General features: G+C 37.4%; 1 protein-coding gene. It reads left to right on the forward strand.

Features of this window, described 5'->3' with window-relative positions:
• A partial coding sequence (locus DW739_RS15275; protein WP_243023803.1) for a recombinase family protein occupies positions 1 to 230 on the forward strand: 230 nt, incomplete at both ends.

Raw genomic sequence — 230 nt, forward strand, 5'->3', positions numbered from 1 at the left:
ATTGAGGGAAAAGGACCTTATCAGATAGCAAGAGAACTTTCAGAAGAAAAAATAGAAAGACCGTCTTATTATCTTGGAAAAAAGGGACTTGGAAATCATGCAAGCAACTATGACAAAGAAAATCCGTATATGTGGCGAGGAAATCAGGTTACTACTCTGATTGCCCGACCAGAGTATATCGGAAAGACTGTCAACTTCAGGACATTCAAAAATTCCTATAAGGACAAAAA

It is taken from the genome of Clostridium sp. AM28-20LB (assembly GCF_003480665.1).
Lineage (GTDB): Bacteria > Bacillota > Clostridia > Lachnospirales > Lachnospiraceae > Otoolea > Otoolea fessa.